We start from the raw sequence: 25920 nt of genomic DNA, 5'->3' as shown, positions 1-25920 counted from the left end.
AAATCCGCATCACAGGGGCAGGACATGACAGATATTTCGATGATAGAAGCCGCGCGTGGGCGCATCGGCAACCATGCGGTTCGCACACCGCTTCTCTCATCGCCTTTTCTGGACGAGATTGCCGGGCGGAAGCTGTTCGTGAAGGCTGAATGCCTGCAAAGAACGGGTTCCTTCAAGTTTCGCGGCGGCTGGTCGGCCGTTTCCGGCCTTCCGGCGGAGGTGCGCGCCAAGGGCGTGATCGCCTTTTCCTCCGGCAACCATGCGCAGGGCGTGGCGCTTGCCGCCCGACTGCACAATGTTCCCGCCGTCATCATCATGCCGTCGGATGCGCCGAAGATCAAAATCGACAATACCCGCGCTTATGGCGCAGAGGTCGTGCTCTATGACCGGGCAAACGAGGACCGTGACGCCATCGGCGACCGCCTGTCGCGCGAGCGCGGGCTGACGCTGATCAAGCCATTCGACGAACCGCTGGTCATTGCCGGTCAGGGCACGGTGGGGCTGGAAATTGCCGAACAGGGCGCCGAGCTTGGCGTCGGCGCGGCCGAGGTTCTGGTGCCGTGCGGCGGCGGCGGTCTCACCTCGGGCATTTCGCTCGCGCTCGCCGCAAAGGCTCCAAATTACAAAGTAAGGACCGCCGAGCCCGAGAATTTCGATGACGTGGCGCGCTCGCTCGCCTCGGGCAAGATAGAGCGTAATGTTTCGACATCGGGTTCCGTCTGCGATGCGATCATCACGCCGCAACCCGGCAACATCACCTTCCCGATCATGGCCGGGCTCTGCGGAAAAGGCGTTGCCGTTACCGAGGAGGAAGCGCTGCGGGCAATGGTTCTCGCCTTTAACCGGCTGAAGATCGTTGTCGAACCCGGTGGTGCGGTGGCGCTGGCGGCGGCACTGTTTCATGGCGATGAACTGGAAAGCGAAACGGTGATCGCAGTCGCGTCCGGCGGCAATGTCGATCCGGAGATCATGGCCGGTGCGCTGTCCCGTTTCGGCTGAGGTTGAGGTCAGGCCTCGAGCCGTGCCGCGACCTCATTGGCAATCGCCAGCGATGCGGTAAGTCCGGGGCTTTCTATGCCGAAAAGATTGACGAGGCCGGCAACGCCGTGGGTTTCCGGCCCATCGGTGCGGAAGTCCATGGCCGGTTCGTCCGGGCCGGAAATCTTCGGCCGGATTCCGGAATAGGCCGGGATCAGCGCGTTATCGGGAAGGCCCGGCCAATAACGACGGATCGCATCGCCAAAACCCTCCATGCGGCGGGGATCGACGGCATAGTCGATGGTGTCCACCCACTCCACATCCGGCCCGAAACGGGCCTGGCCGGCGAGATCGAGCGTGAGATGCACGCCGAGGCCATGGGTGTGCGGTGCGGGGTAGATCAGCCGTGAAAAGGGCGACTTGCCGGCCAGCGAAAAATAGCTGCCCTTGGCGAAACGCGCCTGCGGAATAACATCCTCCGGCAATCCTTCGATCTTTCTCGCCACCATGGGTGCAACAAGCCCGGCGGAATTGACAAGCAGCCGGCATGTCAGGCTGGTGGGCTCCGCTCCGCCGACGTAAACACGGAAACCATTGCCCATCGCCTCTGCCTTTTCGAAGGGTGCGTTCAGGGCAAGGGCCGCGCCATGATCCTGCGCATCTCCAAGCAGCGCCAGCATATAGCCGTGGCTATCGATGATACCGGTCGAGGGCGATATCAGGGCTGCGACGCAGGCGAGCGCGGGTTCGAGCAGGCGCGCCTGTCGCGCATCGATCAGCTCAAGGTCGTTGCAGCCGTTAGCTTCGCCTTTTTCGTGAAGCGTGGCGAGCATGGCCACCTCTTCATCGCTCGTGGCGACGATGAGCTTGCCGCAACGACGATGTGAAACGCCGTGGCTTTGGCAGAAGGCATAGAGCCGCTCCTTGCCCTCCACGCAAAGTCGGGCCTTGAGGCTTCCGGCCGGATAATAGAGCCCGGCGTGGATGACTTCGCTGTTGCGGGATGAGGTGGCAGAGCCGAATTCCTTCCCGCTTTCGAGGATGATGACGGAGAGGCCACGCATCGCCAGTTCACGCGCTGTCGCGAGCCCTATCACCCCGGCTCCGATGATGATGGCGTCGATATCCGTCATGGTCTTTTCCGTGCCCGCCACCGATTTTGAACGGAAATGCCCTCCACCGCGTTGATCCTGCGCAATGGGTAGATTGATGCTTGCCGGTGGGCAAGTCGCAATCGGTATTTTTCCCAATGCGCCAATCTTATGGAATTTTATCTCTACTGAAACAGTGGGGAATAAAGCTATTCTATAAGTGAAATAAGCAATGCCCGCTTTGAAGGGCCGAGCAGGAAGGGAGTGTACAATGTCTTATTCCAAGGCAGGAAAAGTAAAAGACTTTGTCTCGCAGCCCCAGTCGCCGCGCAACTGGAAAGATTCGGTTCATGCGGCTCTTGTCGGCGTCTGCGTGGCTTTTGTCGCTGCCGTCATTTTCGGTCTCGTTCCCTGATCCTCCCGATTTTCTCGTCAGGTAATCTGAGAATAAAAGGCCGGTCGCTCCTCCGACCGGCCTTTTTCATGCCCATTCAGGCCTTCAGGTAATCTTCCGCCAGATCGACCCAGAAAGCGGTGCCGATCGGCAGGATATCGTCGTTGAAATCGAATTTCGGATGGTGCAGCGGCGGGTCATTCTCCGTGCGCGCGGTGCCGAGGAAGAAATAACAGCCGGGCCGTTTCTCCAGCATATAGGCGAAGTCTTCCGCACCCATCGACGGGCGCTGCATCTCGACCACCTTTTCAGGTCCGGCAAAACGCCGGGCGAGATCGGCGACATAATCCGTTTCCGCCTTGTGGTTGACGGTTGCATTATAACCGCGCTCGTAATCGATGGTGACGCTCATGCCGTAGCTGGCCGCCTGGCCTTCGGCTATCGCCCGGATGCGCTTTTCCAGCTCGTCGCGCACGCCCGGATCGAAGGAGCGGATGGTCAGCAGCATTTCCGCCGTTTCGGGAATGACATTGCTGGCAGCACCGGCATGGAACGCGCCAACCGTGACGACCGCCGATAATTGCGGATGGATGTTGCGGGAGACCACGGTTTGCAGCGCCATGATGATGCTTGCGCCGGCAACGATGGGGTCGGCCGCATCCTGCGGTTCGGCGCCGTGGCCGCCGTAGCCGTTGACGGTAATCTTGCACTCGTCGACGGCGGCAAGGATCGGCCCGTCGCGTAGCACGAATTGCCCGAAGGGCACGCCGGGATCGTTATGAAGGGCAAAAACCGCATCGCAGGGAAAACGTTCGAACAGCCCGTCTTCGATCATGATGCGGGCGCCGCCGAAATTCTCTTCCGCCGGCTGGAAGATCAGATGCAGGGTTCCGTCGAAATTTTTGCGCTCGGCAATGATCTTCGCCGCGCCGAGCAGCATGGCGGTGTGGCCGTCATGGCCGCAGGCATGCATCACGCCCTGATTGGCGCTCGCATAATCCGCACCGGTTTCTTCATGGATCGGCAGGGCGTCGATATCGGCGCGAATGCCGAGCGTGCGGGTGCTGTCGCCATTGCGGAGTGTGGCGACGACCCCGGTTCCGGCGAGCCCCCGCGTAACCTCATAGCCCATTGCCGCCAATTGTTCGGCGATAAAATCCGACGTCTTGAACTCCGAAAGGCCGATTTCGGGGTTGCGGTGCAGGTGGCGGCGAATGGCCACCACATCCGGCATATGGTTGGCAAAAGATGCGAGATTTGCGGTCTGTCTGGTCATTTTTAAAGTCCCGGGTTCGGCCGTTTTTTCCGGCGTCTTTTGTAAATGACATAGCAGCATATGCAGCCATGCGTAAGGGGCGTGCCTGCCCGGAAATGCCCCGAAATTCAGCGCTTGCATCGTGCCGCGACAGGTGGCATGGAACTATTGACGTCCTGGGGCATTAGCTTCTTTCGGATGTAGCGCGGGCCTCTCGGTTCGTGTTGCCCTTCAGGTTGTCAACGGGGGATTATCGGACGTTGCGCGAACAATTTTCGCCATCGGGGAGGGTGCGAAATCCGGTCGGAACGGCATTGCCGGGCCGAACGATGCCATTTTCTTCCCCTCATCGAAAACGCCCTGTCCGCGCCGATCTCCAGCTTCGCAGATATTACGGAATAATGACGCTGCAGCATGACGCGCCTGCGGATATTCTGCACTTGACGATCCGTTCCGCACAGCGTCCGGTCCGGTTCACCGAAGGTTCAGGATAAGTCATAAATATAGCGTGGCCCGATTTTCGTGTGTGTTCCCGCCACGGACGAAATGCCGGTCAAGTCGAACAGGTTTCCATAAAGTTCAGAATACGAGCCCGATGTCATTTCATATTACCCCGACCGCCGCCGCCCGTGATTCCGAGACGAAGCAGATCGATCACAACGATTCGATCCGCGCGTCCTATATGACGGTGGAGGAACTGCATGATGCGGGCGCCGCGCTTTCGCGCGATGGCGCCGACAGCCTTCCCGGCTTCATGGAGTTCGATTTCTTCGAGCGTCATCGCGAGAACGAGAAAGAAATCCTCAGGGTCTATCGCACGACGGCCGTCGATGCGGAAAATGGCGCGACGATAACGCCCGCGGCGGAATGGCTGCTCGACAATCACTACGTCATCGAAGAGGCGATCCAGGAAGTCCGCCGCGATTTTCCGCGCAAGTTCTATCGCCAGCTGCCGACGATGACGGTGGGCGGCGTGACGATCCCGCGGGTCATGGCGCTCGGCTGGCTTTATGTCGCCCATACCCACAGCACGGTTTCGCGCGAGAACATGACGGCGCTGGTGGATGGCTACCAGACGTCGAAGACGCTGCAGATCGGCGAATTGTGGGCTTTGCCGTCGATCATCCGTTTCGTCCTCATCGAAAATCTTCGCCGTATCTCCATCCGCGTGGAGCGTTCGCGCCGCATGCGCCAGAAGGCAAATGAGGTCGTCGATGAAATCATCCGTCTGAACGATGCGGAAGCCTCGGCAGCGCTTCTCAAGCAGGTCGATTCGCTGGTCGACGACCCGACTTTCGCGACGCAGTTCCTTTATCGTCTGAGGAACGGTTCGCAGACCTCCGGTTTTGCCGTTGCCTGGCTAGAAGAGCGTCTTCACGCTGCCGGCACCGATGCCGAAAACGTCATGATGTCGGAACATAATCGCCTGGCATCCGGCAATGTGACGATGGGCAACATCGTCAAGAGCCTGCGCGAAATCGACGATACCGAATGGTCGGTGTGGTTCGAGGAAGTCAGCCATATCGACAAGGTTCTGCGCGAAGAGACCGACTACGAGGTTCTCGATTTCGGTTCGCGCAACACCTACCGCAACACGATCGAACTTCTGGCGCGCCGTTCTCCCAAGACCGAAGTCGAGGTTGCACGCGCCGCCGTTGAAATGGCGCGTTCGGAGACGCCGGCCGATGCGGATGAAACCCATCGCGTCAATGTCGGCTCCGTGCTTGTCGGCCAGCGTCGCTTTGAGCTTGAAAAGGCTTTGGGTTACCGGCCGTTGGTGTCGCAGCGCATCGTGCGCTCGATGCGCAAGTTCAACTGGCTTGCGATTGCGGCGCCGGTGCTTCTCATTACCGCGCTCGCCATGCTCGCTGTCGGCTGGTTCCTGGCGCAGGCCGGCATGCCCTGGTATGTTGTGACCGCCTTCCTGCTGATGTTCGCATTGCCAGCATCCGAGGGCGCGACCGGCCTCTTCAACACGCTCGTCACCTTCTTTGTGAAGCCGTTCCGGCTGGTCGGATACGAGTTCAAGAACGGCATTCCGCAGGATGCCCGCACATTGGTCGCCGTGCCCTGCATGCTGACCAGCCGCGACAGCGTCGACGAGATGATGCGCAATATCGAGGTGCATTATCTCGCCAATCCGCATGGCGAGATTTACTTCTCACTGGTGAGCGACTGGCGCGATGCGCAGTATGAACAGTCCGACGATGACCTCGAGATTCTCGATTATGCCAAGCGCGAGCTTGCGGCGCTGAACAGCCGTTATGCCTTTGATGGCAAGACGCGCTTTTACCTGCTGCATCGCCGCCGCCTCTACAATCCGGCCGAAGGCTGCTGGATGGGCTGGGAGCGCAAGCGCGGCAAGCTGCATGAGCTGAACATGCTGCTGCGCGGCGACAAGGATACGACCTTCCTCGGTGGCGCGAACATCGTGCCGGCCGATGTCAAATATGTCATGACGCTGGATGCCGATACGCGCCTGATGCGCGATGCGGTGACCAAGCTCGTCGGCAAGATGCATCACCCGATCAACCGTCCGGTGATCGATCCGGTATCCGGACGGGTTGTCGAAGGCTACGGCCTGCTGCAGCCGCGGGTAACGCCCTCGCTGACGACCGGCAAGGACGCCTCCGTCTTCCAGCGCGTCTTCTCGATCAACCGCGGTATCGATCCTTACGTCTTTACCGTTTCCGACGTTTATCAGGACCTGACCTCGGAAGGCACCTTCACCGGCAAGGGCCTTTACGATGTGGATGCCTTCGAGGCGGCGCTGAAGGGTCGTATCGAAGAGAACTCCATCCTCAGCCACGATCTGCTCGAAGGCTCCTTTGCGCGCTGCGCGCTGGTGACCGATGTGGAACTGGTCGAGGATTTCCCGACCCGTTATGAGGTGGAAGTGTCGCGCCAGCATCGCTGGGCGCGTGGCGACTGGCAGCTTCTGCCCTTTATCCTCGATCGTGCCCGCGGCGTTACCGCCATCGGCCGCTGGAAGATGGTCGACAATCTGCGTCGCTCGCTGACGCCGATCGCCTGGTTCTTCGCCTCGATCCTCGGCTGGTATTTCATGGATCCGCTCGGTGCGTTGATCTGGCAGATCCTGCTGATCTTCTCGCTGTTCGTCGCGCCCACGCTTTCCCTGCTGTCTGGTCTCGTGCCGCGCTCCACCGATATCGTGCCGCAGGCGCATTTCCATACCATTTGGTCGGAAATCCGCGCCACCAATGCACAGGTTGCGCTGCGCATCGTCTTCATCGCCGATGCCGCCTGCATGATGACGGATGCGATTGCCCGTTCGCTTTACCGTCTGCTTGTGAGCCATAAGCTGATGCTGGAATGGCGTACCGCCGCCAGCATGCAGTCGAGCGCGCAGGGCAGCATCGTCGATTATTACCGCCAGATGTGGCATGCGCCCGTGGTGGCGATGCTCGGCCTGCTGTTTGCGGCACTGCCGGGCGACAACGCCTTCCTGATCGGCATTCCTTTCACGCTGCTCTGGGTTCTGTCTCCCGCCGTTGCCTGGTATGTCAGCCAGTCCGCTGAAACCGAAGACCGACTGTTCGTTTCGGAACACGTTTCCTTCGAGCTTCGCAAGATCGCACGCCGCACCTGGCGTTATTACGAGGCCTTCGTGACGCCGCAGGAAAACCACCTGCCGCCGGACAACTTCCAGGAAACGCCCGAGCCGATCGTCGCTTCGCGTACCTCTCCGACCAATATCGGCGTCTATCTGCTTTCCATCATTTCGGCGCGCCAGTTCGGCTGGATCAGCTTTGCCGATACGCTGGAGCGGATCGAGAACACGATCCAGACCGTCGAGAAGATGGAAAAGCATCGTGGCCATCTCTACAACTGGTATCATACCGACACCTTGCAGACGCTTGGGCCGCGCTATGTTTCGGCGGTGGACAGCGGTAACCTCGCCGGTCACCTTATCGCGGTTTCATCCGCCTGCCGCCAGTGGGCGGAGGCGCCGTCCGCGCATCTTCAGGGCAATCTGGACGGTATCGGCGATCTCGCTGGCATCCTGCGTGAAACGTTGAAGGCGCTGCCCGACGACCGCAAGAACCTGCGCCCGCTGCATCGTCGCCTCGAGGAGCGCATCATCGGCTTCTCGAACGCTCTGGCCTCTGTCAAGCGCGAGCATGAATTCGCTTCGATCCGTGTCATCAATCTCGCGGTTCTTGCGCGCGATATCCAGAAACTCGCGACCAACGTCGATCACGAGGTGAAATCCGCGCAGAGCGCGGAAGTGACGCGCTGGGCGCAATTGCTCGTCGATTGCTGCGAGGCGCATATTTCCGACAGCGCCATCGACCTCACCAACATGGAGCCGCTGCGCCAGCGCCTCGCATCGCTGCGCGACCGCAGCCGCAACCTCGCCTTCTCGATGGATTTCACCTTCCTTTACCGCAAGGATCGCCGTCTTCTGTCGATTGGCTACCGCGTCGAAAGCAAGGAGCTGGACGAGGCCTGCTACGACCTTCTGGCTTCCGAATGCCGCCTGACGAGCCTCTTCGCCATTGCGAAGGGCGATCTGCCGACCGAGCATTGGTACCGTCTCGGCCGTCAGGTCGTGCCGATCGGTGCGCAGGGCGCGCTGGTTTCCTGGTCCGGCTCGATGTTCGAATATCTGATGCCGCCGCTCGTCATGCAGGAGCGTCAAGGTGGCATCCTCAACCAGACCAATAATCTGATCGTCAAGGAACAGATGAACCACGGTCGTCGTCTCGGCACGCCATGGGGCATTTCCGAAGCGGCGTTCAACGCCCGCGATCACAACATGAACTATCAGTACACCAACTTCGGCGTGCCGACGCTCGGCCTCAAGCGTGGCCTTGGCCAGAATGCGGTGATCGCACCCTATGCATCGATCCTCGCCAGCCAGTACGATCCTGACGGTGCGCTCGAAAACCTCGACAAGCTGCGCAAGCTTGGCGCTCTCGGCCAGTACGGTTTCCATGATGCGGTGGATTTCACGCCGACACGTGTGCCCGATGGCAAGGTCTGCGCGGTGGTCTACAATTATTATGCCCACCATCACGGCATGTCGATTGCGGCCGTCGCCAACGTCGCTTTCGATGGCGTGCTGCGCGAACTCTTCCACTCCGATCCGGTGATCGAGGCGGCCGAACTGCTGCTGCAGGAAAAGGCGCCGCGCGAAGTGCCGGTCATGAGCGCCAAATACGAGCCGGAAACCCCCGGCAAGGAACAGGCGGACCTGTTGCGTGCGGAAGTGCGCTCCATTGCCGATCCGGCCGTGCGCGACCGCGAAGTGGTGTTCCTGTCGAATGGCCATTACTCGACCATGCTCACCTCCACGGGTGCGGGTTATTCGAAGTGGAACGGCCAGGCGATTTCCCGCTGGAAGGCCGATCCGACGGAGGATCGCTGGGGAACCTTCATCTTCCTGCGCGACACCACCAATGGACAATGGTGGAGCGCGACGGCGGAGCCGCGCGTTATCGAAGGTGAAAAGACCAAGACGATCTTCACCGACGACAAGGCCGAGTTCCACAAGACCACCGGCGATCTGCAGAGCGTGGTCGAATGCATCGTCGCCACCGAGCACGATGCCGAGGGCCGCCGCGTCACCCTGCTCAACGTCGGTTCCGAGGATCGCTATATCGAAGTGACCTCCTATATGGAGCCGGTGATTGCGTCGGAGGATGACGACAACGCCCATCCGCTGTTCTCACGCATGTTCGTGCAGACAGAGATCGGCCGGCGCGGCGACGTTATCCGCGCATGGCGCAACCGTCGCAGCCCGAACGAGCCCGGCACCGTCATCGCTCATCTGGCCGCTGACAATGCCGGCCCGTCGCGCCCGACGGAATTCGAGACGGATCGCGCCAAGTTCATCGGTCGCGGACGCTCGCTGCGTGAAGCGGCGGCTTTCGATGCCGGTGCGACGCTTTCCAGCACCGATGGTTTCACGCTTGATCCGATCCTGTCGCTGCGCCGCACCGTGCGCGTGCCGGCGGGCAAGAAGGTGAGCGTGATCTTCTGGACGATCGCCGCGCCGAGCCGCGAGGAAGTCGACAAGGCAATCGACCGTTATCGTCATCCGGATGCCTTCGCGCATGAACTCGTGCATGCCTGGACGCGTACGCAGGTACAGATGCGCCATGTCGGCGTCACCTCGCAGCAGGCTGCTGCCTTCCAGCATCTCGGCCGTTATCTGACCTATCCCGACATGCATCTGCGGGCGGATTCGGAAACGCTGAAAACCGGCCTCGCCTCGCAGCGCGCTTTGTGGCCGCTTGCGATTTCGGGTGATTTCCCGATCTTCAGCCTGCGCATCAACGACGATATGGACATGGATATCGCCCGTGAGGCGCTCAGCGCCCATGAATATCTGCGCTCGCGTGGCGTGATCTTCGATCTCGTCATCGTCAACGAACGGGCTGCGTCCTATGCGCAGGACATGCAGCATGCGCTGGATCATATTTCCGAGGCGCAGCGCCGCATCAATCCCGCCGATGGCGGTCGTCCGCACGTCTTTTCGGTGCGCCGCGACCTGATGGATGAAGAGACCTGGAGCGCGCTTCTCGCCGCCTCCCGCGTTGTCCTCCATGTGCGCAACGGCAAGATCGTCGACCAGATCAACCGCGCGGTATCGCTGTTTGCGGCCCATCGCGGTCCTGACGGCACGAGCGATGCTGCACAGGCCCGTCTGCCTGTTCCGGTCTTCCCTGTGGCGGAGCCGGTGGAGGATGCGGGCGATCTCGATTTCTGGAACGGTTTCGGCGGTTTTGCCAGAAGCGGTCAGGAATATGTCGTGCGCCTCAATGGCGGGCAGTCCACGCCACATCCGTGGATCAACGTCATCTCGAACGAGAATTTCGGCTTCCATATTTCGGCCGAAGGCGCCGGTTTCAGCTGGAGCCGCAATTCGCGCGACTATCAGCTGACACCCTGGAGCAACGATCCGGTCATCAACCGGCCGGGCGAGGCCTTCTATGTCGCCGATGTGGAGACAGGAAAGCTCTATACGCCCTGTGCTGCGCTGTCGCGCGATCCCGAAGCCATGTTCGAAACCCGCCATGGTCTCGGTTACTCCGTGCTGACGGGCGTGGCCGATACGCTTGAGGTGGAGCTGACGCAGACCGTAGACCGTGAAAAACCGGTCAAGCTCTCGCAGGTCATCGTTCGCAACAAGGGTTCGAAAAGCCGCCGGCTGAAGGTCTATGCCTATGTGGAATGGGTGCTCGGCAATAACGGCCAGAAATCTGCGCCGTTCATTCTGAGCAGGCACGATGCTGGTAACAATGCGATCTTCGCGTCGAACCCCTACAGCATCGACTATAGCGCCCGCACCGCTTTCCTGACGCTCGACAGCGAGGCGAGCGGCTTCACGACCAGCCGTCGGGAATTCATCGGTCGCTTCGGGTCGGCGCAGGCGCCGCAGGGCATCGTGTCCGGCGCCGCACTCAGCGGCAGCACCGAGGTCGACGGCGATCCCTGTGCTGCACTGATGCAGGAAATCCACCTGAAGCCCGGCGAAGAACGGCACATGACCTTCATTCTCGGCGACGCCGACAATGCGGAAGAGGCCGAAGCGCTGGTGAAGGATGTTCGCAAGGCGGACTTCCAGACGGTGCTGGATGAGAGCAAGGCGTTCTGGACGGGCTTTACCGGTCAGTTGCAGGTTTCCACGCCCGATTCCGGTTTCAACCACATGGTCAACAACTGGCTGCCCTATCAGGCGCTGGCCTGCCGCATTCTGGCACGTACCGCCTTTTACCAGTCGAGCGGCGCCTTCGGTTTCCGCGACCAGCTTCAGGATACGCTGGCCTTCCTGCTCTACCAGCCGGATCTCGCCCGCAAGCAGATCCTGCGCGCGGCAGGCCGCCAGTTCCCGGAAGGCGATGTGCAGCACTGGTGGCTGCCGCTGACGGGCGCTGGCGTTCGCACCACCATTTCGGACGATGTGGTCTGGCTCGCTTATGCGATCAACCAATATGTCTCGGCCACGGGCGATGCCGTCATCCTCGATGAAAGCATCCCCTTCCTGAAGGGTGCGGCATTGATGCCCGGCCAGCATGACGCCTTCTTCCAGCCGGAGACCAGCGACAGATCCGCCACGCTTTACGAGCATGCGGCGCTGGCGCTCGATCTTGCCATTCATCGCACCGGCGAAAATGGCCTGCCGCTGATCCTCGGCGGCGACTGGAACGACGGCATGAACCGTGTCGGCGTCGGCGGCAAGGGCACGAGCGTCTGGCTCGGCTGGTTCCTGTCCGGAGCGTTGCGCGATTTCATCGAGATTGCGGAAAAGCGTGGCGATACCGAGCGCGTCGGCAAATGGGCGGCGCACCGGGAAAGGCTGCGCAATGCGCTGGAAACAGCGGGTTGGGATGGCAGCTACTACCGGCGCGGTTATTTCGATGACGGCACGCCGCTCGGTTCCGCCGAAAGCGAGGAATGCCGGATCGATTCGCTCGGTCAGAGCTGGAGCGTTCTCTCCGGCGAAGGCGAAGAGGCTCGGTCGCGGCAGGCGATGGATGCCGTCATGGAGCATCTGGTCGATGAGCAGACCGGCATCATCCGGCTGTTCACGCCGCCCTTCTCGCGTGCGCCGCATGATCCGGGCTACATCAAGGGATATCCGCCGGGTGTGCGCGAAAACGGCGGACAATATACCCACGCGGCGACCTGGGTGGTTCTCGCCCTTGCGAAGCAGGGTAGGGCGCAGGAAGCATGGAACTGCTTCAAGCTGCTCAACCCCGTCAATCATGCGCTCGATGCGGCAGCGTCGGAAACCTATCGGGTCGAACCCTATGTGGTGACTGCGGATGTCTACGGTGAAGGCGCTTATGCGGGCCGTGGCGGCTGGAGCTGGTACACGGGTTCCGCCGGCTGGCTCTACCGCGCCGCTGTCGAGGGTATTCTCGGCATCACCCGCACCGACGGCAAGCTGCATATTTCGCCGTCGCTGCCGGAGGACTGGAGCGGTTTCTCGGTGAAGATCACGCTCGACGGTAAGACCAGGGACATCGTCGTAAGCCGCAAGGCCGACACGGCGGAAGTCTCCGTTTCCGTCGATGGCAAGGCCCTGTCGGCAGATGATCGGGTGATCCCCTTCGACTGAGACGATCAGGTCTCCGTTCGCCCTTAAACTCAGGCTCCCGTGGTAACGCGGGGGCCTGAATTTTTATGAGGCTACCCTGGCCCCCGGCTCAGCTTACGGGTCGGATCTTGGCACGGAAGCCCGGGCTCCTTCGCGGTGTCGGCTGGAAGGTCCTGCCGCACCGAGATAGGGTCATATTGGCGAAGGCTTTGATGGCGCGGTGCCGGACCGTCCGGTGCGGACTGTCGTCAGTCTTTTCGAGAAAAGCAGCAGTCGCCAATAGTCGGTCGATCGGAAGGGAGTTATCTTGCAATTCAGCGCATCTTTCACAGAACTTGCACTGTTGGCGGTGCTCGCCATTCTTTCCCTGGCGTTGTCCTGCTGGTTGGCGCGCTACCCTCGGAAAACGAGCGTCGGAATAACGCTTGGTGGGGTGCTCGGAGTTTTATTGACCAATCTCGCAGCAGGTATTGTCGCCATTCTGGGAAATGTCCTCCCCTTCGGGCAGATCGATTTCTGGCTGGCAAGTTTCTTGACCGGAATTCTTCGATAGGCGGCCTGTGATCTGGTATGGCTGTCGGGAAGCGCACAAAGAAAAAGGGCGGACAGCATGCTGTCCGCCCTGTCTTCATTCCGTCAGCCAGGCCCTCAGGAGGCTATGGCCTTTGGCCGGGGCTGCTGGTTTTCGTCTTCCGTCAGCAGGCCGCTGGTGCGCAGCAGCGAGGTAAAGCGTCCGCCGCGCTGGCTTAGCTCATCGAAGGTGCCCTTTTCGATGATCCGGCCCTGATCGAGGAAGAGGACGAGATCGGCATCGCGGACCGTGGAAAGGCGGTGGGCGATGATGAAGGTCGTACGGTTCTTTCTCAGCGCGTCGACAGCGGCCTTTACCCGGGCTTCCGTTTCCACGTCCAGCGCACTGGTTGCTTCGTCGAGAACCAGAATGGGAGCGTTCTTCAGGATGGCGCGGGCAATGGCGATGCGCTGGCGCTCGCCGCCGGACAGGCGGTTGCCGCGTTCACCCACCTGGGTCAGATAGCCGTTGATGCGGCTATCGATGAAATCCGTCGCCGCTGCGGCTGCCGCTGCTTCCACCACTTCCGCATCGGTGGCCGATTCACGGCCGAGGCGGATGTTTTCGCGAATGGAGCGGTTCAGCAGGCCGGCATCCTGAAACACCGTGGCGATGGAGTTGCGGAGCGAATTTTTCGTCACCGTCGAAATATCGGTCCCATCGATCAGGATCTGGCCGGAATCGGGATCGTAGACCCGCTGCAGGAGATTGATGAGCGTGGTCTTGCCGGCACCTGTCGGTCCGACGATAGCGACTGTCTCGCCGGCTTTGGCCGTGAACGAAACGTCGTGAACGCCCTGCTTGGTGTTGGCGAAACCGAAATTGATGTTGCGGAACTCCACAGTGCCGGAGACATTCGACAATTCGCGCGCATCGCCCGGTTCTTCCCGTTCCTTGACGGAATCTTCCAGTACGAAGAAGTCCTCGAGTTTGGCGCGGGCTTCGAAAATCTGCGTCACGAATTGGCGCATCTGGTCCAGACGGCCGATCAGGAGATTGGCGAAACCGATGAAGGCAATGACGTCGCCGACGCGCAACTCGCCGTTCTTCACCAATACCGTGCCGATGACGAGGATGATCATCATAGAAACGGTGGAGGCCGTACGGTTCAGCGCGCTGGCGAAAGCCCACCAGTCGAGCACCGGATATTGGGCGCTCAGCAGCTTCTCGGTAAAGGATTTCAGCGCCTTCGTTTCGGCCTCGATACGGTTGTAGCTATGCAGCACCGAGACGTTGCTGATGGAATCGCTGACATGGGCAAAAACGCTGTGATAGTGTTCTTCAACCGAAGCCTGGCCGTCCTTGGTGCGGCCCATCACCCACTTGCCGATGAACCAGTAGACGATGCCGAGGCCGATCAGCACGAAGCTGAGGCGCAGGTCCATGGACATGGCGGTCGGCACAAGCAGCACCAGTGCGACGAAGGTGGCCAGATGCGTGCGCATGAATTCGAGCCACAGGCCGAACAGCGTTTCGCTGGCGCGCAGCAGCGTGTGCAGGGCATTGGATGTGCCGCGCTGATGGTGCCAGGAAAGCGGCATCGAGATGATGCGCCCGAAGGCTTCCGTCAGGAGCGAAGCGCGCCGGCCATGGGCCAGCCGGTCTGCCTCGCGGGCGACAGCCACATAAGCGACGGTGTTGAAGACACCGAAACCCGCCCAAAGGATAAGGATCGGCGTGACGTTGGTGCCGGAAGAGATGGCGTCGATGATCCGGCCGAACAGCACCGGTTCGGCGATGGTGATCGCTGCAAGAATGACGTTGGCGATGACGACCACCGTCACCCGCCATTTATGTACGGTCAGATAGCGCAGAGCGCGTGTGTAAACCTGAAACAAGGTCAAATTTTCAATCCAGTCCGAGCGTCTTTTTCGAGCGGTTGTTTGTTCGGCCTCAAGGCAAGTTATTTTAGCAAGGTTGCATGAGACGGCGAAATTTGTGTAATTATCGCTCTTTCTGTCTGAATGGCGGCTTAACAGATTGACCGCGCGTGCGAACCGAAAAAAACCGAACCCGATGTTTCCCGGGGCCTGCCGTCACAAGATTTCGCATCTTCGTTTCAGGGATTGCTAACGACGATATGTTCAATCTCAACCGACCGGCGCCCGAGTAACATGACGTCATCGCGGGACCACGTCCTTCGTGTCATTCCCTTCAAGCCAAGCTCCGGACCACGTGTCTTTATGCATGATATTCTTCACTTCATCTCTGCGTGTTACCAGGCGGGAAGCGCCGACCGCGTTCGTTCCGAATTTGCAACGCTCATTCGCGAATACGGTTTCGAATATTTTCTCGTCAGCAGGCGGATGACCGGGGAGCTCGCCTCCACCGGACACATCCTTGCGCAACATCTGCCCGAAGGCTGGCTGGAGGTCTACAGGGCCAAGAAATACAATCTCGTCGATCCCGTCCGCAAGGTGATCGGCATGGTGCACAAGCCGTTTCAGTGGAAGGAAGCGCTGGAGGGCCTGCCGCGTGCGATGCATCGCAAAAGGGCGAGCGTCTTTTTCCACGATGCCGGCCGGTACGGCCTGCAGGGCGGTTACGCCTTTCCCGTACATGGCCGTGCGGGCTTCATCGGTGCGGTCTTCATCGGCGGCCAGGATCGGCAATTGCCCTCTTTGCAGGTGGAACTGCTGGATGCGGCCACGCGTGCCGTGTTCTGGCGCCTGCTCGATCTTTCTGGGCAAGCCCATGGCTTCAGCAATGCCCCTGAAGTTTCCGCTCTCGAGCTTACGAGGCGCGAAATGGAGGTGCTGACGCTGATGGCGGACGGCATGACCTCCACCGAAATTGGACGCCAACTATCGATCTCCAACCACACGGTCGACTGGTATATCAACGGAATTCAGCGCCGTTTCAGCGCCAAGAACCGGCAGCATACCGTAGCGCTTGCTTTTCGTCATGGTTTGCTGAGCTAGCGCAAACAGGACAGTTCTCGCCGGAATTGCCCTTTCCAAGACCGGGTTTTGCTGCTTAATTCCGCAGTGCAGCAGAAATTTTGTTTTGGCGTGTGGGGAGACCGTCTTGAAAATATCGAAAATACTTGTTGCCAACCGATCCGAAATTGCGATCCGCGTTTTCCGGGCAGCGAACGAGCTTGGGATTAAAACCGTTGCGATTTGGGCGGAAGAGGACAAGCTGTCTTTGCACCGCTTCAAGGCGGACGAATCCTATCAGGTCGGCAGGGGTCCGCATCTCGCCAAGGATATGGGACCGATCGAGAGCTATCTTTCGATCGAGGAGGTTATTCGCGTAGCCAGGCTCTCCGGAGCGGACGCGATCCATCCCGGTTACGGCCTTCTGTCTGAAAGCCCCGAATTCGTGGAGGCCTGCAACAAGGCCGGCATCACCTTCATCGGACCGACGGCCGATACGATGCGCCAGCTCGGCAACAAGGTGGCCGCGCGCAATCTGGCGATCTCGGTCAACGTCCCCGTTGTTCCCGCTACCGATCCGCTGCCGGACGATATCGCCGAGGTGGAGCGCATGGCCGAGGAAATCGGCTATCCGGTCATGCTGAAAGCCTCCTGGGGCGGCGGCGGCCGCGGCATGCGCGCCATCCGCAAAAAGGAAGACCTGGCGCGTGAGGTGACCGAGGCCAAGCGCGAGGCGAAGGCCGCCTTCGGCAAGGACGAGGTCTATCTCGAAAAGCTGGTCGAGCGTGCGCGTCACGTCGAAAGCCAGATTCTCGGCGATACGCATGGCAATGTCGTGCATCTGTTCGAGCGTGATTGTTCGATCCAGCGCCGCAATCAAAAGGTGGTCGAGCGTGCGCCCGCGCCCTATCTCACCGAAGCGCAGCGTCAGGAACTGGCTGCCTACTCCCTGAAGATCGCCGCCGCGACCAATTATATAGGCGCCGGCACGGTCGAATATCTGATGGATGCCGATACCGGCAGATTTTACTTCATCGAGGTCAATCCGCGCATCCAGGTGGAGCATACCGTTACCGAAGTCGTGACCGGTATCGATATCGTCAAGGCGCAGATCCATATTCTCGAAGGCGCCGCCATCGGCACGGCGGAATCCGGCGTGCCTCGCCAGGAGGATATCCGTCTCAACGGCCACGCGCTGCAGTGCCGTATCACGACGGAAGACCCGGAACATAACTTCATTCCGGACTATGGCCGTATCACCGCCTACCGTTCCGCCTCTGGCTTCGGTATCCGTCTGGATGGCGGCACTTCCTATACCGGCGCTGTCATCACCCGCTATTACGATCCGCTGCTCGTCAAGGTAACGGCCTGGGCGCCGCAACCGGATGAGGCGATCAACCGCATGGACCGCGCGCTGCGCGAATTCCGTATTCGCGGCGTGGCAACGAACCTCACCTTCCTCGAAGCCATCATCGGTCACGACAGTTTCCGCAACAATACCTATACGACCCGCTTCATCGATTCGACGCCGGAACTGTTCGCGCAGGTGAAGCGTCAGGACCGTGCCACGAAGCTCCTGACCTATCTTGCCGACGTGACCGTCAACGGCCACCCGGAAACCAAGGGTCGCGCCAGGCCGTCCGAAAAGGCGGCAAAGCCCGTCGTGCCTTATATCGATGCGCCGACGCCCGATGGCACCAAGCAGTTGCTGGACAAGCTTGGCCCGAAGGGCTTTGCGGACTGGATGCGCAATGAAAAACGCGTTCTGGTTACCGATACGACCATGCGCGACGGGCACCAGTCGCTGCTGGCCACCCGCGTTCGCACCCATGATATTGCCCGCGTCGCCAGCGTTTACGCCAAGGCGCTGCCGCAGCTTCTCTCGCTGGAATGCTGGGGCGGGGCGACGTTCGACGTTTCCATGCGCTTCCTGACGGAAGACCCATGGGAGCGTCTTGCGCTGATCCGCGAAGGCGCGCCGAACCTGCTGCTGCAGATGCTTCTGCGCGGCGCTAACGGCGTGGGATACAAGAATTATCCCGACAATGTCGTCAAATATTTCGTCCGTCAGGCCGCAAAGGGCGGGGTCGATCTTTTCCGCGTCTTCGACTGCCTGAACTGGGTGGAGAATATGCGCGTCTCGATGGATGCGATTGCCGAGGAGAACAAGCTCTGCGAGGCGACCATCTGCTATACCGGCGATCTGTTGAATTCGGCGCGTCCGAAGTACGATCTCAAATATTATACCAACCTTGCCGCCGAGCTTGAAAAGGCCGGAGCTCATATCATCGCCGTCAAGGACATGGCGGGCCTGTTGAAACCGGCCGCCGCCAGGGTTCTGTTCAAGGCGCTGCGTGAGGCGACCGGTCTGCCGATCCACTTCCACACCCACGATACCTCGGGCATTTCCGCCGCGACCGTTCTTGCGGCCGTGGATGCCGGTGTCGACGCCGTCGATGCTGCAATGGATGCCTTCTCGGGCAATACGTCGCAGCCATGCCTCGGCTCGATCGTGGAGGCGCTGGCGGGGTCGGAACGCGATACGGGTCTCGACACCGAATGGATCCGCCGCATTTCCTTCTATTGGGAGGCTGTGCGCAACCAGTATGCCGCCTTCGAGAGCGATCTCAAGGGACCGGCCTCGGAAGTTTATCTGCACGAAATGCCGGGCGGCCAGTTCACCAACCTCAAGGAACAGGCGCGTTCGCTGGGTCTCGAAAGCCGCTGGCACGAGGTGGCTCAGGCCTATGCCGACGCCAACCGCATGTTCGGCGATATCGTCAAGGTGACGCCGTCCTCCAAGGTCGTCGGTGATATGGCGCTGATGATGGTCAGTCAGGATCTGACGGTGGCCGACGTTGAAAACCCCGATCGTGAAGTGTCTTTCCCGGAATCGGTGGTGTCGATGCTGAAGGGCGATCTTGGACAGTCGCCCGGCGGCTGGCCGGCAGCCCTGCAGAAAAAGGCGCTGAAGGGCGAAGCGCCCTATACGGTCCGTCCGGGTTCGCTGCTGGAAGATGCCGATCTCGATGCCGAACGGAAGGTGATCGAGACCAAGCTGGAGCGCAAGGTCGACGATTTCGAGTTCGCGTCCTATCTGATGTATCCGAAGGTATTCACGGATTTCGCGCTGACAGCCGAGACCTATGGCCCGGTTTCGGTGCTGCCCACCCATGCCTATTTCTACGGCATGGAGGACGGCGAGGAACTGTTTGCCGATATCGAACGCGGCAAAACGCTTGTCATCGTCAATCAGGCCTCGTCCGGCACGGATGACAAGGGCATGGTGACGGTGTTCTTCGAGATCAACGGCCAGCCGCGCCGCATCAAGGTGCCGGATCGTGCCCATGGTGCTTCCGGCTCCGCCGTGCGCCGCAAGGCCGAACCTGGCAATGCCGTCCATATCGGCGCGCCGATGCCAGGCGTGATCAGCCGCGTCTTCGTCAACCAGGGCCAGGACGTCAAGGCTGGCGACGTGCTGCTTTCCATCGAGGCGATGAAGATGGAAACCGCGCTTCACGCCGAACGCGACGGCAAGATCGCAGAAGTTCTGGTGCGCCCCGGCGACCAGATCGATGCGAAGGATCTGTTGATCGCTTACGGGGAATAAAGCCGTATCCGATCATTGATGCAGTGTCAGACGCCCGCCTCTCCGGCGGGCGTTTTTTGTTGCGCGGCCGTAAAAACTCGAATATGCATGTTCGTGCACGTTTATTCCTGTTTATGCATGAGTTCCGATGAGCGATCATTTTGTTAGCGAGCGGCAGGCGCTCATCCTTGCGCAGTTACGGCAAAGCGGCCGGGTGCTGGCGCAGGATCTCGCGCAGAATTTCGGCGTTTCCGAAGACACCGTGCGCCGCGACCTGCGTGAGATGGCAGCCCGTGGCGAATGCCTGCGGGTTTATGGCGGAGCGTTGCTTTCCGACAGCAAAACGGTGCCGCTGAAGACGCGCATTGCCGAGGATGCGGACCGCAAGGCCCTGCTGGCGCGCGCCGTTGTCCCGCTTCTCGAACCGGGCATGGTCGTCTTCATCGATGCCGGTTCCACCAATCTCGCCATTGCAAGGGCGCTTCCCGCAGGGCTCAATCTGACGGTGGTGACGAATACGCCCGCCATTGCCGCTGAACTGACGGGGCGGGCCGATATCGATCTGGTGCTGATCGGCGGCAAGGTCGATCCGGCCGTAGGTGCTGCGATCGACGCCATGGCGCTTCGGCAGCTCGAACTGATGCGGCCCGATCTCTGCATTCTCGGTGTCTGCGGCGTTGCGGCCGAGACGGGTCTGTCGGCGGATGTTTTCGAGGATGCGGTGTTCAAGCGGCTCGCCTGCAGCGCCAGCCAGCGGATTGTCGCCGCCATCACCACGGAAAAGCTCGGCCACAGGGCAGCTTTCCATGTGCATGATTTCTCCCCACCTCTTTCCCTCGTGCTGGAACAGGATGCCGACCGTGCATTCGTCGAGGCGCTGTCGGCAAAGGGCGTACAGGTTTATTGCGGCGATGATGACGTCGCTCAGTTTTCTCATGGTCAAGTCTGAAGGATATTGCCGATGAATGGCCCCACGACATTTTCGCCGACAGGCATACGCTCGTCCTATCTGACGCGGCACAGGCTGGGCGTTTCCCTGCTGTTCTTGATGAACGGTTTCATGATGGGGTCATGGGCGCCCAAGATTCCGGAATTTGCGGCGCGCCTGTCCCTCAGTGAGAGCGCGCTCGGCCTGATCATTCTGGTCTTCGGCATCGGTTCGCTGGTTTTCATGCCGATTGCCGGTTCGCAGATCGCCCGTTTCGGCTCGCGTACGGTGAGCCTCGTCACTGCGGCGATCTTTTTGCCGACTCTGCTTTTCATTTCCTGGGCGGGCACGGTGTGGGCCGGGGTGATTGCGGTGTTTCTGTTCGGCGGGCTGACGGGGGCGATGGATGTCGCCATGAACGCCAATGCCGTGGCGGTGGAACGGGATATGCGCCGCGCCATCATGTCGTCGTGCCACGCCTTCTGGAGCCTTGGCGGCCTGATCGGCGCCGGTCTTGGCGGTTATCTCATCACGGCCATCGGTGTGCAGGGGCACGCCATTGCGCTGACGGTCATCGCACTCGTGCTGCTGGTCATCGCGTGGCCGCGCGTCCTTGCGGATCGTCCGCATCCGGAGGAAGAGCGACCGAAAGGCGGCCTGCCGCTGACGCCGCTGCCGTGGATCATCGGCCTGATGGCGCTGTTCTCGATGATTCCTGAAGGCGCTATCCTCGACTGGGGCGCACTTTATCTGCGCAATGAACTCGGTGCTTCGGTATCGCAGTCCGGTTTCGCCTTCGCGGCCTTTTCCATGACCATGGCGGCCATGCGTTTTGCCGGCGATCTGGTGCGTGACCGCTTCGGTGCCGTGACGACCCTGCGCTTTTGTTCGGCCATGTCGATTATCGGTCTTATGATTGCTGGTCTTGCGGGAAATTCCACTATCGCGATCATCGGCTTCGCGATTGCCGGCATCGGCATTTCCAACATGGTGCCCATTGCCTTTTCCGCCGCCGGCAACATGCCGGGACTGGCGCCCGGCATTGGTCTCTCGGTGGTCACCACCATGGGCTATTCCGGTATTCTGGTGGCGCCATCGGCCATCGGCTTTATTGCCGAGCATACCGGTCTTGCCAGCGTCTTCATCGCCCTGCCGCTCTTGCATGTGGTGGTTCTGCTGCTTTCGCGGCTCGCCCGCCATGCGGATGGCGCGGGCAAGGAATAGGCGTCTCGAATTTTGCCATGATTGCGGTAAAGTAGAAGCTCTCATGCGTTGGGTGTTGACAAGCAGGCCCCCTTGTTTCACCTCAATTGCCAGACCTTGCCGCAAGCTCCAGAGACCGCCATGACGTCACATGCCGATTACGATCCCAAGCCCCGCCGCGCATCCGTCGCCGTAGACGTGGGCGGTGTCATCGTCGGTGGCGGCGCGCCCGTCGTCGTGCAGTCGATGACCAACACCGATACGGCGGATATCGACGCCACCGTGCAGCAGGTGGCGTCGCTCTTCCGGGCCGGTTCGGAAATCGTGCGCATCACCGTCGACCGCGACGAGAGCGCGGCCGCCGTGCCGAAAATCCGCGAACGGCTGCTGCGTCTTGGGCTTGATGTGCCGCTTGTCGGCGATTTCCATTATATCGGCCACAAGCTTCTGGCCGATCATCCGGCCTGTGCCGAAGCGCTGGCGAAATACCGCATCAATCCGGGCAATGTCGGCTTCAAGGACAAGAAGGACAAACAGTTCGGCGAGATCGTCGAAATGGCGATCCGCTACGACAAGCCGGTGCGAATCGGCGTCAACTGGGGGTCGCTCGATCAGGAACTTCTGACGACGCTGATGGACAAGAACAAGGAGCAGGGTTTCCCTCTCTCCGCCCGTCAGGTCACGCGTGAGGCCATCGTTCAGTCGGCGCTGATTTCCGCCGAGCTTGCCGAAGAGATCGGCCTGCCGCGCAACCGCATCATCCTGTCGGCCAAGGTCAGCCAGGTGCAGGACCTGATCGCCGTTTATTCCATGCTGTCGGAACGCTCCGATCACGCCCTGCATCTCGGCCTCACCGAAGCGGGCATGGGCTCCAAGGGCATCGTCGCCTCGTCCGCCGCCATGGGCTACGTCTTGCAGCACGGCATCGGCGATACGATCCGCGTGTCGCTGACGCCGGAGCCGAATGGCGACCGCACCCGCGAAGTGCAGGTGGCGCAGGAATTGCTGCAGGTCATGGGTTTCCGTCAGTTCATTCCGGTCGTTGCGGCATGTCCCGGCTGCGGACGCACCACGTCCACCGTCTTTCAGGAACTTGCCCAGAACATCCAGAACGATATTCGCAAGAACATGCCGATCTGGCGTGAGAAATATCCGGGCGTCGAGGCGCTCAATGTCGCCGTCATGGGCTGTATCGTCAACGGCCCCGGTGAAAGCAAACATGCCGATATCGGCATTTCCCTGCCCGGAACCGGTGAAAACCCGGCAGCGCCCGTCTTTATCGACGGTGAAAAGGCGCTGACCCTGCGTGGTCCCAATATCGCCGCCGATTTTGAAGCGCTTGTGATCGATTACATCGAAAAGCGTTTTGGCCGGAAAGATGCGGCGGAGTAAAGAGTACCGTGAAAAGGCCGGAATTCCACTGTCATACCTCCTGAACCTCTCGGAGCATCAAAACACATGATCAAAAAAATCGCGATCGTCGCCCTTTGCGGGACCTATCTTTCCGCCTGCACCACCACCGATCCGTATACGGGTGAGCAGAAGATGTCGAACACGGCCGGCGGCGCCGGCATCGGCGCCGTGGTCGGTGCTTTGGGTGGTCTGGCTGTCGGCGGTTCGCCGACCGGTCGCCGCAATGCCGCGCTTATCGGTGCGGGCATCGGCGCGCTCGCCGGCGGCGCCATCGGCAATTACATGGATGGCCAGGAAGCCGAGCTTCGCGCCCAGCTTCAGGGAACCGGCGTTTCGGTTACCCGCCGTGGCGACAGCATCGTTCTCAACATGCCGTCGAACATCACCTTCGCGACGGACCAGGATCAGGTCATCCCGCCATTCTATCAGACGCTCGATTCCGTCGCCATCGTGCTGAACAAGTTCAACCGCACGCTCATCGACATCAACGGCCATACCGATTCGACCGGCAGCGCCGGTTACAATCAGGGCCTTTCGGAACGCCGTGCCGCATCGGTCGCCAATTATCTCGGCGCGCGTGGCGTCGACCAGCGCCGTATTTCGACACTCGGCTTCGGCCCGTCGCAGCCGATCGCTTCGAATGCAACGCCGGATGGCCGCGCTCAGAACCGTCGCGTCGAAGTGCTGATTTCGCCGCTCAAGGGCTGATTGGGTGATGAAAAGCTGAGTGGAAGCCGCTCAGCTCTTTCGTTCAGCGATGAATCTGGCGGCCGCGATGAGAATCGCGGCCTTTTCGCCATAAGGGGCCAGCAGTTCGCTGGCTTCCGCCACTTGCTCCCGCAGCTGGCTGCGCGCCCAGTCCTCGCCGCGTAGCGCCACAAGCGTTCCCTTGCCACGTGCGGCATCCTTGCCGGTTGCCTTGCCCATGGTGGCGGCATCGGCCGTCAAATCCAGAAGGTCGTCGGCAAGCTGAAAGGCGAGGCCGATCTTTTCGCCGAAGAGACGCAGCCTTTGCCTTTCGGAAACATCGCTGCCGGCGATGATTGCGCCTGCTTCGCAGGCAAAACGCAGCAGTGCACCGGTTTTCATAGCCTGCAATGTAATGACGCCGGCTTCATCGGGTGCTTTCTTTTCCGCAGCGAGATCGAGCGCCTGGCCGCCGGCCATGCCGCCGATGCCCGCCGCGCGGGCAAGCGAAAGTACGAGCGCGGCCTTGCGCTCGGCCGCAAGCGGATTTTCGTCCGAGGCGATGATGTCGAAGGCAAGCGTCAGCAGGCTGTCGCCGGCGAGAATTGCGGTCGCCTCATCGAATTTGCGATGCACGGTCGGCTGGCCGCGGCGCAGGTCGTCGTCGTCCATGGCCGGCAGATCGTCATGAACAAGCGAATAACAATGGAGGCATTCCAGTGCCGCGCCGACATAAAGGGCTGCTTCGGCATTCCCGCCCGCAAGGGCGGCACTTTCGATGACGAGGAAGGGCCGCAGGCGTTTACCGCCGTTCAGCACGCCATGGCGCATGGCATCGAGCAGGTTTTGCGGACGAGTGATCTCATCTGCGCGGGCTTCGCCGGAAAGCAGGCGGCCAAGCAGGGCTTCGGTTTTAGCCGCGTTTTCGCGCAGCTTCGTTTCGAAATTTGTCATCGCAGCGTCCATGCCGCGCTCTTTGGCATGCCGCGCGAATGCAGGCAAACCTTTTCGTGATTCCAGAGGTGCAACTATTTGAGCGGACTCGCCTTGAAGGCGGCAATGGACTATGAAAGGCTTCAATTGGTGCGGGGCTTTGACGAATATTGAGCAGTACGCCTGAAAGCGACGCAGATTACGCCGTGCTGGCGGAAGACCGGAGCAGTCCGAAGGTGGATTTTCGCACGTTGGCAAAGCGTATCGTCATGACCTTGCTGGCTTTGCTGATCCTGCCCTATCTGCTGATTCCGGTTTATGCGCTGCCGTTTATCCGGCCGGTCTCGACGCTGATGCTCGCCGATCTGGTGACCCTGCAGGGATATGACCGGCGCTGGGTGCCGCTTGAGGATATTTCGCCGCGCCTTGTGCAATCCGTGATGATGTCCGAGGACGGGCAATTCTGTTTCCATGGCGGTGTGGACTGGAACCAGATGCAGTCCGTGGTCAGCAATGCGCTTGACGGGGCCGCGACGCGTGGGGCGAGCACCATTCCGATGCAGACGGCCAAGAATCTGTTTTTATGGAACGGCCGCTCGTTTTTACGCAAAGGGCTGGAGTTGCCGCTGGCGATTGCTGCCGATTTCGTCTGGTCCAAAAAACGGATGATGGAGATTTATCTCAACGTTGCCGAATGGGGACCGGGCATTTATGGAATCGAGGCTGCCGCCCAGCACCATTTCAAGGTGCCGGCCGCAAAACTCAGCTCCCGTCAGGCGGCGTTGCTGGCTGTGTCATTACCCAATCCAATCGACCGCGTCGCCAGCAAGCCGGGACGCGGGCTGCAACGGCTTGCCGGCCTTATCGAACGGCGCGCCCGCGCTTCCGGCGGCTATGTCGGCTGCGTGCTGGATTGACCCCGGCGCGCC

General features: G+C 60.6%; 15 protein-coding genes. 11 read left to right on the top strand and 4 right to left on the bottom strand.

Going from position 1 to position 25920, the window contains the following annotated elements; translation table 11 throughout:
• Nucleotides 1–24: 24 nt before the first annotated feature.
• The gene (locus CFBP4996_RS12495) at nt 25–999 is read left to right on the top strand and encodes a threonine ammonia-lyase (protein WP_080852982.1); all 975 of its coding nucleotides are present in this window, start codon (nt 25–27) and stop codon (nt 997–999) included.
• A gap of 8 nt (nt 1000–1007) precedes the next feature.
• Here CFBP4996_RS12495 and CFBP4996_RS12490 read toward each other — a convergent pair whose 3' ends face one another.
• Nucleotides 1008–2111, bottom strand: a complete 1104-nt coding sequence (locus CFBP4996_RS12490; RefSeq protein ID WP_080852983.1) for an NAD(P)/FAD-dependent oxidoreductase — start codon at nt 2109–2111, stop codon at nt 1008–1010.
• Between the two features lie 229 nt (nt 2112–2340).
• Between CFBP4996_RS12490 and CFBP4996_RS12485 the strand changes: the two genes are divergently transcribed.
• Nucleotides 2341–2484 (top strand): hypothetical protein, encoded by a 144-nt coding sequence (locus tag CFBP4996_RS12485; protein ID WP_003505150.1) that lies wholly within the window; start codon nt 2341–2343, stop codon nt 2482–2484.
• Between the two features lie 76 nt (nt 2485–2560).
• On the opposite strand, the gene CFBP4996_RS12480 is transcribed toward CFBP4996_RS12485, so the two are convergent.
• Complete coding sequence (locus CFBP4996_RS12480) at nt 2561–3739, bottom strand: M20 aminoacylase family protein (protein WP_162935964.1); 1179 nt, start codon at nt 3737–3739, stop codon at nt 2561–2563.
• Between the two features lie 574 nt (nt 3740–4313).
• Here CFBP4996_RS12480 and CFBP4996_RS12475 point away from each other — a divergent pair.
• Together CFBP4996_RS12475 and CFBP4996_RS12470 are read left to right on the top strand one after the other, a co-directional pair.
• Nucleotides 4314–12809: a glycoside hydrolase family 94 protein gene (locus CFBP4996_RS12475; RefSeq protein WP_080852984.1), complete on the top strand. Its 8496-nt coding sequence runs from the start codon at nt 4314–4316 to the stop codon at nt 12807–12809.
• Nucleotides 12810–13095: 286 nt separating this feature from the next.
• Nucleotides 13096–13341, top strand: a complete 246-nt coding sequence (locus tag CFBP4996_RS12470; protein ID WP_080852985.1) for a hypothetical protein — start codon at nt 13096–13098, stop codon at nt 13339–13341.
• 95 nt (nt 13342–13436) lie between these two features.
• Here CFBP4996_RS12470 and CFBP4996_RS12465 read toward each other — a convergent pair whose 3' ends face one another.
• Nucleotides 13437–15203, bottom strand: coding sequence for a glucan ABC transporter ATP-binding protein/ permease (locus CFBP4996_RS12465; RefSeq protein WP_003520317.1), 1767 nt, complete (start codon nt 15201–15203; stop codon nt 13437–13439).
• Nucleotides 15204–15542: 339 nt separating this feature from the next.
• Between CFBP4996_RS12465 and CFBP4996_RS12460 the strand changes: the two genes are divergently transcribed.
• The 6 genes from CFBP4996_RS12460 to CFBP4996_RS12435 all read left to right on the top strand — a co-directional run bounded on the left by CFBP4996_RS12460 (nt 15543) and on the right by CFBP4996_RS12435 (nt 24079).
• Nucleotides 15543–16280, top strand: a complete 738-nt coding sequence (locus CFBP4996_RS12460) for a helix-turn-helix transcriptional regulator (protein ID WP_080852986.1) — start codon at nt 15543–15545, stop codon at nt 16278–16280.
• A gap of 106 nt (nt 16281–16386) precedes the next feature.
• Nucleotides 16387–19848 (top strand): pyruvate carboxylase, encoded by a 3462-nt coding sequence (pyc, locus tag CFBP4996_RS12455; RefSeq protein ID WP_080852987.1) that lies wholly within the window; start codon nt 16387–16389, stop codon nt 19846–19848.
• 127 nt (nt 19849–19975) lie between these two features.
• Complete coding sequence (locus CFBP4996_RS12450; RefSeq protein WP_080852988.1) at nt 19976–20776, top strand: DeoR/GlpR family DNA-binding transcription regulator; 801 nt, start codon at nt 19976–19978, stop codon at nt 20774–20776.
• A 12-nt stretch (nt 20777–20788) separates the two neighbouring features.
• The gene (locus CFBP4996_RS12445; RefSeq protein WP_020810992.1) at nt 20789–21979 is read left to right on the top strand and encodes an MFS transporter; all 1191 of its coding nucleotides are present in this window, start codon (nt 20789–20791) and stop codon (nt 21977–21979) included.
• A 120-nt stretch (nt 21980–22099) separates the two neighbouring features.
• Nucleotides 22100–23350 carry a flavodoxin-dependent (E)-4-hydroxy-3-methylbut-2-enyl-diphosphate synthase gene (gene ispG / locus CFBP4996_RS12440; RefSeq protein WP_080852989.1) on the top strand — a complete coding sequence of 417 codons (1251 nt, stop codon included), beginning with the start codon at nt 22100–22102 and terminating at the stop codon, nt 23348–23350.
• A gap of 66 nt (nt 23351–23416) precedes the next feature.
• A complete protein-coding gene (locus tag CFBP4996_RS12435; RefSeq protein ID WP_003520323.1) occupies nt 23417–24079 on the top strand; it encodes a YiaD family glycine zipper/OmpA-like lipoprotein in 663 nt (220 codons plus the stop codon).
• Between the two features lie 30 nt (nt 24080–24109).
• Here CFBP4996_RS12435 and CFBP4996_RS12430 read toward each other — a convergent pair whose 3' ends face one another.
• Nucleotides 24110–25024: a polyprenyl synthetase family protein gene (locus tag CFBP4996_RS12430; RefSeq protein WP_065657031.1), complete on the bottom strand. Its 915-nt coding sequence runs from the start codon at nt 25022–25024 to the stop codon at nt 24110–24112.
• 236 nt (nt 25025–25260) lie between these two features.
• Here CFBP4996_RS12430 and mtgA point away from each other — a divergent pair, with 236 nt between their 5' ends.
• Complete coding sequence (gene mtgA / locus CFBP4996_RS12425) at nt 25261–25908, top strand: monofunctional biosynthetic peptidoglycan transglycosylase (protein ID WP_211393980.1); 648 nt, start codon at nt 25261–25263, stop codon at nt 25906–25908.
• The last annotated feature ends 12 nt before the right edge of the window (nt 25909–25920 follow it).

It is taken from the genome of Agrobacterium leguminum, assembly GCF_005144435.2.
In the GTDB taxonomy this organism is placed as follows: domain Bacteria; phylum Pseudomonadota; class Alphaproteobacteria; order Rhizobiales; family Rhizobiaceae; genus Agrobacterium; species Agrobacterium leguminum.
The sequence above is the reverse complement of the archived record's forward strand: the minus strand, read 5'-3'. Positions and strand labels throughout refer to the sequence as shown.